At 48.3% G+C, this 10,023-nt stretch carries 10 protein-coding genes; all 10 read left to right on the forward strand.

Annotated features, from left to right (window positions below; all coding sequences use genetic code 11):
• The first annotated feature begins 12 nt into the window (after positions 1-12).
• The 10 genes from FTU69_RS11860 to FTU69_RS11905 all read left to right on the forward strand — a co-directional run bounded on the left by FTU69_RS11860 (position 13) and on the right by FTU69_RS11905 (position 9,857).
• Positions 13-462 (forward strand): ammonium transporter, encoded by a 450-nt coding sequence (locus FTU69_RS11860; protein ID WP_005182089.1) that lies wholly within the window; start codon positions 13-15, stop codon positions 460-462.
• A 33-nt stretch (positions 463-495) separates the two neighbouring features.
• A complete protein-coding gene (gene topA, locus FTU69_RS11865) occupies positions 496-3,132 on the forward strand; it encodes a type I DNA topoisomerase (RefSeq protein WP_180103934.1) in 2,637 nt (878 codons plus the stop codon).
• Between the two features lie 93 nt (positions 3,133-3,225).
• Positions 3,226-4,029, forward strand: a complete 804-nt coding sequence (locus FTU69_RS11870) for an NYN domain-containing protein (protein ID WP_180103935.1) — start codon at positions 3,226-3,228, stop codon at positions 4,027-4,029.
• 4 nt (positions 4,030-4,033) lie between these two features.
• Positions 4,034-4,792 (forward strand): hypothetical protein, encoded by a 759-nt coding sequence (locus FTU69_RS11875; RefSeq protein ID WP_152342203.1) that lies wholly within the window; start codon positions 4,034-4,036, stop codon positions 4,790-4,792.
• Between the two features lie 56 nt (positions 4,793-4,848).
• Positions 4,849-5,988 carry a glycerate kinase gene (locus FTU69_RS11880; protein ID WP_168381746.1) on the forward strand — a complete coding sequence of 380 codons (1,140 nt, stop codon included), beginning with the start codon at positions 4,849-4,851 and terminating at the stop codon, positions 5,986-5,988.
• Between the two features lie 48 nt (positions 5,989-6,036).
• A complete protein-coding gene (locus FTU69_RS11885) occupies positions 6,037-6,390 on the forward strand; it encodes a hypothetical protein (protein ID WP_005182099.1) in 354 nt (117 codons plus the stop codon).
• Positions 6,391-6,458: 68 nt separating this feature from the next.
• Positions 6,459-8,450 carry an ATP-dependent helicase gene (locus tag FTU69_RS11890; RefSeq protein WP_168417218.1) on the forward strand — a complete coding sequence of 664 codons (1,992 nt, stop codon included), beginning with the start codon at positions 6,459-6,461 and terminating at the stop codon, positions 8,448-8,450.
• A 92-nt stretch (positions 8,451-8,542) separates the two neighbouring features.
• Positions 8,543-8,794, forward strand: coding sequence for an RNA-binding protein (locus FTU69_RS11895; RefSeq protein WP_005182105.1), 252 nt, complete (start codon positions 8,543-8,545; stop codon positions 8,792-8,794).
• Positions 8,795-8,972: 178 nt separating this feature from the next.
• The gene (locus FTU69_RS11900) at positions 8,973-9,476 is read left to right on the forward strand and encodes a DUF6586 family protein (protein WP_005182107.1); all 504 of its coding nucleotides are present in this window, start codon (positions 8,973-8,975) and stop codon (positions 9,474-9,476) included.
• Positions 9,477-9,578: 102 nt separating this feature from the next.
• The gene (locus FTU69_RS11905) at positions 9,579-9,857 is read left to right on the forward strand and encodes a hypothetical protein (RefSeq protein ID WP_005182110.1); all 279 of its coding nucleotides are present in this window, start codon (positions 9,579-9,581) and stop codon (positions 9,855-9,857) included.
• Positions 9,858-10,023 lie beyond the last annotated feature (166 nt).

A 10,023-nucleotide genomic window follows, 5' to 3' on the forward strand; every position in this document is an offset into this window, starting at 1 on the left:
AAAGGTTGAGCTATGGAAAATACTGGAATTTGGGTGGCACTGGCCATCATCATTTTTGTGCTGGGCTCGATTTTTGGTTTGCGTGTCAGTCCAAGAGAAAAAGCCCTCGGCCTGATGCGTGAAAAAGCCCGCAAGATGGGCCTGCATCCGCGTCTGGTGGCTGCGCCGGACTGGACCAAAATTCCGATGGCCACAGAAAGCCGCGCCAGTATGGTGGCCTATTATAGCGTACTGATTCCAGAGGCCCGCTTGCCGTTAATGCGCGCCCGGGTGGTCGATCAGCAGCTTGAGCTGGTGCATGGTGAAGAAAAATTTAATCATACACCCGTTGCATTAAAGGGCATTTATGCTATTGATATGCAGGCAAACTGTGTAGGACTCTATTGGGATGAAGAAGCTGACCTGAAAGCCACCCAACTGGATGACATCAAGGCATATTTACATTCTTTGGCTGAACTTTAATTTAAAACATTTTCACAGGAACTACGGTTAACTATGGCGAACGCTCCTCGCTCCACATCGAAAAGCACTACAGCAAAATCTGCCGATGGCGCTAAGCGTGCCTTGGTGATTGTGGAGTCGCCTGCAAAAGCGAAAACAATCAACAAATACCTCGGTTCGAATTACATTGTAAAGTCGTCGGTCGGTCACGTGCGTGATTTGCCTACAGGCGCCAGTAAAAGTACAGAAAAGAAAACCACCACACGTGCCAAACTGACCGAAGCACAAAAAGCAGAAAAAGCCCAGCAGGCCTTGGTCAACCGCATGGGGGTAGACCCGGAGCATGGCTGGAAAGCCCAGTATGAAGTGCTGCCTGGCAAGGAAAATGTTGTTGCTGAATTGAAAAAACTGGCATCGCAGGTCGATGAAGTCTATCTGGCAACGGATTTGGACCGTGAAGGGGAAGCCATTGCCTGGCATTTAAAAGAAGTCATTGGCGGTGATGATGCGCGTTATCAGCGTGTGGTATTTAACGAAATTACCAAAAATGCCATTCAGGAAGCCTTTAAGCATCCGGCACGTCTAGACACCAATAAAGTCAATGCACAGCAGGCGCGCCGTTTCCTGGACCGTGTGGTTGGCTTTATGATTTCGCCATTGCTCTGGGAAAAAATTGCCCGTGGTCTGTCAGCCGGTCGTGTCCAGTCAGTAGCCGTCAAGCTGGTGGTGGAGCGTGAACGTGAAATTCGCGCCTTCATTCCGGAAGAATACTGGCAGGTATTTGCCGATACCAAATCTGCACAAGATGATATTCGTCTGGAAGCAGTCAAGCAAAATGGCAAGACCCTAAAGCTGCGTAACAAGGCTGAAACCGATGACTTGCTGAACCTGATTAAAGATGCAGACTATACGGTGGCTGCACGTGAAGACAAGCCGACCAAGGTGAATCCGAGTGCGCCGTATATCACCTCAACGCTGCAACAGGCGGCCAGTACCCGGTTAGGTTTCTCGGTCAAGAAAACCATGATGCTGGCACAGCGTCTGTATGAAGCTGGTTTTATTACCTATATGCGTACCGACTCGACGTTCCTGAGTGATGACGCCGTGAATATGGTGCGTACGCATATTGAATCCGAGTATGGCCAGAAATATTTACCAGCCAAGCCAAACCGCTACGGCAACAAAGCCGGCGCGCAAGAGGCCCACGAAGCGATTCGTCCATCCAATGTTGGTCTGAAAGGCGACAGCCTGGCCGGTGTCGAGCGTGATGCCCAGCGTTTATACGATTTAATCTGGCGTCAGTTTGTGGCCTGTCAGATGACTCCGGCCGAGTATTTATCATCGACCATTCTGGTCAATGCTAATGGCGTGGAACTGAAAGCCAAAGGCCGTACCCTGGTCTTTGATGGTTTTACCAAAGTACGTGGTCAGAACAAGTCTGATGATGATGTATTGCTGCCTGCAGTGAAAGTCGGCGAAGTGCTGAAACTGCAAAAGCTGGACCCATCACAACACTTTACCAAGCCGCCTGCACGTTTTACCGAAGCCTCGCTGGTGAAAGAACTGGAAAAACGTGGCATTGGCCGCCCATCGACCTATGCGGCGATTATTTCTACCATTCAGGACCGTGGTTATGTCAAGCTGGAAAACCGCCGCCTGTTTGCGGAAAAGATGGGTGAAATTGTCACCGACCGTCTGGATGAAAGCTTTAACAACCTGATGAACTACGACTTTACCGCGGACTTAGAAGGTCAGCTGGATAAAGTGGCCGATGGTGAACGCAACTGGAAAGATCTGCTCGACAGCTTCTATGGCGATTTTAAAACCCGTTTGACCAATGCACAGGGCGAACAGGGCATGCGCCGTAACCTGCCGGTGGAAGTGGATGCCGTGCATTGTCCGGAATGCGAACGTCCAATGCAGATTCGTACCGGTACCACCGGGGTATTCCTGGGCTGTTCCGGTTATAACCTGCCGCCAAAAGAACGCTGTAAAGGCACTTTGAATTTAACGCCAGTTGAATCTCTGGCGGCCCTGTCAGATGATGACAGTGCTGAAACCGCCGACCTGATGTCGAAAAAACGCTGCCCGATCTGTGAAACTGCCATGGATAGCTACGTGATTGATGGGGGCCGTAAATTGCATATTTGCGGTAATAACCCGGACTGTGCCGGTTTTGAGCTGGAAGAAGGCGAGTTCAAGATTAAAGGCTATGATGGCCCGACCATTCCATGCGATAAATGTGATGGCGAAATGCAGCTGAAAACTGGCCGTTTTGGTCCGTATTTTGCCTGCACTAGCTGTGACAATACCCGTAAAGTCTTGAAAAACGGTCAGCCTGCGCCGCCGCGTGTCGACCCAATCAAGATGGAACATTTACGCTCGACCAAGCATGATGACTTTTTTGTCCTGCGTGATGGCGCTGCCGGTTTATTCCTGGCGGCCAGCAAGTTCCCGAAAGTGCGTGAAACCCGTGCACCGAAGGTGGCGGAACTGCGTACGGTTGCTGACCAGCTTGATCCAAAATATCAATTCATTTTGCAAGCACCCGATGTAGACCCAGAAGGCAACCCGACTCTGGTGAAATTCAGCCGTAAAAATCAGGCGCAATATATTGGCTCTGAAACCCCTGAAGGCAAGCAGACCAAATGGAGTCTGGTATATCAGGATGGCAAATGGGTTGAAGCCTAAAAGCTAAAAATAAAAAATGCCGACATCAGTCGGCATTTTTTATGTCAAAATCAACTCCACAATAAATTTGAATAATAAGCGCTTGGGGAACCGGTGGATATCCAAACAAAAAAATTTGCGGTGTTAATTGATGCCGATAACTCTTCGATTCACGCTATTGCTTCGGTGCTTGAAGAAGTGGCCAAATATGGCATTGCCAGCGTGAAACGGGTCTATGGGGACTGGAGCAGTGAAACTCTGAAAAAGTGGCATGATGTGCTGTTGCCGCATGCTATTACCCCGGTACAGCAGTTTGCCTATACCAAAGGCAAAGATGCCACCGACATGATCCTGATTATTGATGCCATGGATTTACTCTATGCCGGAGCGCTGGATGGTTTTTGTATTGTATCCAGTGACAGTGACTTTACTCCGCTGGCCTCGCGGATTCGTGAAAATGGCCTCAGTGTTTATGGTTTTGGCAAAAAATCGACCCCGGAAGCATTTAAAAAAGCCTGTGATAAATTTATTTATATTGAAAACCTGATCTCTGAAAATGAACTGAAAAATGCCGAAGAAGATGAAATAAGCCCGGTTCAGGACAAAAAGAACATAGAAAGTGCAAAAAATTCCGAGCTAAAATCCAGCACTGTGCCGAAAGAAAACCCGGCTGCAGAGATGATGGATCGCGCCACACTGAATCTGATTTATAAAGCAGTCAAAGACAATGCCGATGAAAATGGCTGGGCCAATCTGGGCATGGTCGGGCAATATATCAGCGCGGTAAAACCGGATTTTGATTCCAGAAACTATGGCCGGGCCAAGCTTTCCGGACTCATTAAAACTCTGAATCTGTTTGAAACCAAAATTGAAATGAGTCAGATGTATCTGAGAAAACTCAAAAAACAGAGCGCTTAAGCCGATGTGGAAAAAGATTCGTATCCTGATCCTGTTGCTGATTCTTTTCATTGTGGCGGTAAATGCCTATCGTGACCAGAATCAGGACTGGAATAAACCAGTGCGGGTGCTCTTGCATCCGGTGAATGCTGATGGACAGGACAGCACGCAGCTTTATATCCAGCAGCTGTCTAACAGCAGTTTTCAAACGGTGCAGCAGTATTTGCAGCAGGCCGCAGCACAGTATCGCCAGCAACCGGTATATTTTTATCTGCAGCTTGGCCGGGAACTGAAACAGTTGCCGCCACAGGTACCGGAACAGGCTTCTTTACTCGATAGCATCATCTGGAGTCTCAAGTTCCGGTTTTATGCCTGGCGTCAGCATCAGTCAGTTGATGGCGCACCGCATGTGACCCTGTATTTAAACTATTATGATCCAGCTCATCAAAAAGCTTTAAAACATTCTACCGCGCTGGAAAAAGGCCGGATTGGTTCGGTTAACCTGTTTGCCGCCGAGCGTCAGAACCAGCAGAATCATGTGGTACTGGCACATGAATTACTGCATGCTTTTGGCGCCCGTGATAAATATGATCTGGCCACCGGACTGCCGATTTATCCGCTGGGTTATGCCAACCCGCAGCAACAGCCACGCTATCCACAGCAGAAAGCTGAGTTAATGGGCGGGCATATTCCGCTAAGTAGCAGCACCAGCAAAATGCCGGACAGCCTGCAATACACCGTCATTAATGACCTGACCGCTGCGGAAATTGGCTGGCTACGCTAATATGCGGATAAGTCAACACTTATCCACAATGGACACCCACGCTGGGGATAAACCACATGCCACTTCGTTTTGTGATTGCACCAGATTCCTTTAAAGAAAGCCTGAGCGCAGTACAGGCCGCCCAGGCCATGCAGCGCGGAATCTTGCGGCAGTTTCCGGATGCAATCTGTCGCTTGGTACCGCTGGCCGATGGCGGTGAAGGCACCGTCGATGCCCTGTTAAATGCATGTACCGGGCAGAAAGTTTCGTGTCGGGTACGCGGTCCTTTGCCGCAGCAACAGGTTGAAAGCTACTTTGCCCTGATTGACGACGGCAAAACTGCAGTCATTGAAATGGCCAAGGCCAATGGTATTCATCTTATTCCGTTGGCGCAGCGCAATCCGGCGCTTACTTCTACTTATGGCACTGGCGAGATGATCCGCCAGGCGCTGGATCTGGGCGTGTCTAAAATCGTGATTGGACTGGGCGGCAGTGTCACTAATGATGCCGGCAGTGGAATGGCGCAAGCGTTGGGGGTGAAATTTTTAGATCAGGCTGGCCTGGAGGTGCAACCTTGTGGCGGCAATTTAAAGCAGATCTGCGAGATTGACCTTAGTGCTTTGGATGCCCGTTTGGCAACCACCGAGATGCTGATTGCCAGCGATGTCAATAATCCGCTCTGTGGGGAATATGGTGCCTCGGCCATTTTTGGACCGCAAAAAGGTGCCACACCGGAGCTGGTCAAAATTCTCGATCAGAACTTGGGTTATTTTGCCAATCTGGTTGAAACAACGCTCGGGGTTAATGTGCAACATCAGGCCGGGGCCGGTGCAGCGGGTGGACTGGGCTTTGGCTTGCTTGCTTTTGCACGCGCAAAAATTCAGTCAGGTGTTGAACTGCTGATTCAGCAAACCGGGTTGACTGAAAAAATTACACAGGCCGATGTGGTCCTGACCGGCGAAGGGAAAATTGATCGGCAGACCTTCATGGGCAAAACCCCATTTGGCGTGGCACAGGTTGCGAAAAGCTTGAATAAACCGGTCTATGCGTTTGCAGGAATGATTGGTGAAGGCATTGAGCCACTGCTAGAGGCGGGATTTACACAGATTATTGGCATTAATCCACCTGATATTTCAGTAGAAGATGCGATTCGAAATGCGGAAAATAATTTAACCGACAGCGTCGAAAATGTCATGCGATCGCTAAAGAAAGCGTGATAAACCCAGATGCCAATAGGGTTTAAAAAAATGATAAATAGGGAAATTATGAAAAAGATCATCTTGGTTTTGATATTAAGCTGCATCACCGTACACAGTTTTGCAAAACCGGCCTACCGCGAAAATATGCAAAATTATCTCAGGAAAAATCCTGTACAGCAGTACTCACAGCCGAGAGTACTGTCTTTTCATTTTGATGAGATGCATCTGAGTGTTTTAAAAAATCTGCTGGCAATTGAAAAGAAGGTCACGCTGATTGTGGATTCAGATGTCGATATGAATCATCAATTTCCCCTTCATTTACGCAATGCGAACTTTCTTGAATTTTTGGACGTAACGACCCGACAGCTGGGGCTGCAATACGAAGTACTCAATTCGAAAACGATCCGGGTTTACAAATAGGCTAGTTTTTATGTTGATGGGATGCTTATGATAAGATCTCGCTTTGAATTTTCGAGAAATGATTTGGTATGTCACTTGCACAGCTCATCGACGAGTTAAATCCCCAACAGAAAAATGCAGCCACCACTGAAGCAAAGCACAGTTTGGTCTTGGCTGGGGCAGGCTGTGGCAAAACTAAAACCATTGTGGCGCGTGCGGCTTATCTGATTGATCAGGGCGTTCCGGCCAACCAGATTCAGATTTTAACCTTTACCCGCCGTGCCGCTGCCGAAATTGTAGCGCGGGTCGAACTGGCACTGGGCGAGCAGGCCAAGGGCTTGCGTGCTTCGACCTTCCATACCTTCTGTATGTATCTGCTGCGCCGGATTCCAAAAGCCTTTGGGCTGGAACAGTTCTCGATTATTGATCGTGATGACCAGATCATGATGTTCCGTTTACTGCGTGGTAAAGATGACAAGAAAAATCCAAATGCCTTGCCCAAGCCGCAGCAGCTATGTGATCTTTATTCATTTGCCCGCAATACCCGGCAAAAACTGAGTATTGCCCTGGAAAAGCAGCTGCCGGAATGTCTGGATTATAAAGATCAGATTGCCGAGATCATGAAAGAATATGAAGCGCGCAAGCAGGCGCGTCATTTTCTGGATTATGACGATATTCTGGCAATTGTCGCCTCGGCGCTGGCCCAGTCAGAGGGGCTGGTCGATTATGTCGCATCATTGTGCCAGCACATGCTGGTCGATGAAATGCAGGACACCAATCCTTTGCAATGGGCCTTGCTGGAGCCGTTAAAAGAGCGGGTGCAGCTGTTCTGTGTTGGTGATGATGCGCAGTCGATTTACGGTTTCCGTGGTGCTGACTTTGAAAATATTCATCACTTTAAAGAACGTGTTCCGGGCGCCCAGATTTATAAACTGGAACGCAACTATCGTTCAACCCAGGAAATTCTGGACCTGTCGAACTGGTTGCTGGATCAAAGTCCGATCGGCTATGACAAACGGCTGGAGGCGTATCGTGGCAGCGGCTTAAAACCGCGCATGCACATTTTCCCGAATGAGTTTGATGAAGCCAAATGGATTGCCATTGATATCAAAGAGCGTCACTTTATCCAGGGCGCAGCATGGCAGGAGCATATGGTGCTGGTGCGTTCCAGTTTTGCCGCGCGGCATATTGAAGCGGCCTTTATTGCCGCCAATGTTCCGTATCGTTTTATTGGCGGCATGAAATTACTGGAATCGGCGCATGTCAAGGATTTGCTCAGTCTGCTGCGGGTCATTGCCAATCCGGCCGATGATATTGCCTGGATGCGTTTTCTGACCCTGTGGAATGGCGTGGGAGATGTCGGTGCCAGTAAACTGGCACAGCAGTTATTGTTGAATCCGGAAATGGAGCAGATTGCGGAAAAGCTGGAGAAATTTGGCCGGATTCCGGATAAAACCATTTTGATTATGAAGCAAATGGCGGTACTGAAACAGAAAGTCGACGTCTGTGTCAGTCTGGCGATTGAGGCACTGGTGGAGCAGCTGGAACAGAATTACGCCAAAAAAGACTGGTCAAAACGGCTTAAAGATTTTGATCTGGTCAAGCAGCTGGCCAGCAAACACGGTCAGCTCAGCGAGTTTCTGGAAGAATATGTACTCGATCCAATTTCAATTAGTGAAATTGAGCGCCAGTCAGATGATGACGTGGTCACGCTCATTACCATCCACTCGGCCAAAGGCACCGAGCAGAAGGTCTGCTATGTGGCCAATGTCACTGCCGGGCAGTATCCACATGCACGGGCGCAAGGGAATTTTGACGAAGTTGAAGAAGAACGCCGGGTGCTGTATGTGGCTTTAACCCGGGCGCAAAACGAGCTGATTCTGACCAAGCAGAACATCAGCTGGTGGGCCAGAGATACGGTCGATGAACAGGGGCGTACTGTGGAAAGCTATTTTCTGAACGATTTGACCCGTAACCTGTGTCAAAGTGAAACCCACTATAAAACCCGTGAACAAACTGTTAAAAGTGCGCTGATCGAACGCCAGAAGATTCGTTTAGATTTTGGGATTGATCTCGATTAAACTAGAGTCATGTGTTGTGCAGCTTGATGCACAATCTCCAGAGTAGAGTAGGCGCATGCTTTTGGATGATTTGGCCTATTTGGAAAAAGTAAATGAAAATTCTTGTACGTAATTTAGAACGTTCCATCACCGATGCTGAACTGCTGGCGCTGTTTCAGCCGTTTGGCACAGTCGAATCTGCGGTGATTGTTAAAGAGGCTGACAGTGGCAAGTCCAAAGGGTTTGGCTTTGTGGAAATGCCGCATGGTCGTGAAGCCGTCAAAGCGATTAAGGGCCTGAATACCCTGAAAGTCAAAGGTGCTGGCATTCGCGTTAAAGCTGCGGAAGACAAGCCGAAAGCTTGAACATCAACAGGAGTCCTTAGTGGCTCCTTTTTTAGCGCTGCATTTTTCTCTATTTAAACTTATCGTAGAAAATATCGATGCTGATGATAGCGCTCATATGTATTTTTTGTTGGGCATTTGGACGCAGAGCGTTTAAGCTTAATGTTGAAATAAAAGCCAAAATTTAGGAACGCTATTCATGTCCCGTGTTGCTCGCTTTCATGCCGACCGTACCAATCAAAAACTGTATTTTGCCCGTCTTTCATGTCAGCAAGCCGAACAAACCGAACATATCCAGCAGGCGCAGGCACATCGCGAAGCAGCGGTGTTTCATCTGCATGGTGCTGTACTGGCCTTTTTGCAGGAACTGGTGCGTTACTACCGCCTGAATGAGCTGCAGCCGACTTTAAAATCAATTGAAGAAGCGATGGCGGCCAAAGGTCAGGTATCGCCTGAAGTGGTGATTCTGCAAAAACTGGCCAAAGAAGGCTTTATTGCCGAATTAAAACGCGCTTATCGTCTTTGTCAGTATACGCCGGAGCCAAGCGCGCCTGAACCGGAAGATGAGACTTCATCGAATCTGATTATTAAAGTCACTCAAACCCCGCAAGCATGGCTGCCAGATACCAAAATCCTGCGTGAATGGCATCGTGAGCTGATGCAGTTAATTGATGGTTTCAGAAATGAAATGGTGGAATTCTAAACCCGACCAGAGTCCCTTGAATTCTGAAAACCTGACATCATATTAACTATCTAAGCGATGCAAAGAGTCCATCTTTGCCACCATGTTGAACATGGAGGAATTATGTCTATAGAACAGTTAAAAGCCTTATTTGGAAATCAGGACGCGATTTTGGAATTGGTTCAGCTTGAAGGTGGTGAGTTGGCATTGCGTAATGCTGGTTCAGAACAGGAACCTCTGGTCAAAATCCAGTTTAATGATGAAGTCAAAGCCCTGCTGGGAGATCAGACGCCAATTGTCGCCCAGCACATGATTCAGGCCGCATTATTCGGGCTGCTGGAAAAGCAGGTCAATGAATGGCAGGCCGAAGTGGTTGATGAGCAGCCGAAGTATCTGAGCTAGTCGGCTCATGCTCTGGAATGCAAAAGCGCACCTGAAGGTCACTGCTGTCCCATAGTTTGCTTTAAATAAAAAAACCTGAGTCCTAACAGTTAAAATATGAGTGCAAACAAACACTTTAACGACCAGGATTCAGGTTTTGTCACATCAGAATACCGTATTTCATGAG

It is taken from the genome of Acinetobacter sp. YH12134 (assembly GCF_013418555.1).
GTDB classification, from domain to species: Bacteria; Pseudomonadota; Gammaproteobacteria; order Pseudomonadales; family Moraxellaceae; genus Acinetobacter; species Acinetobacter indicus.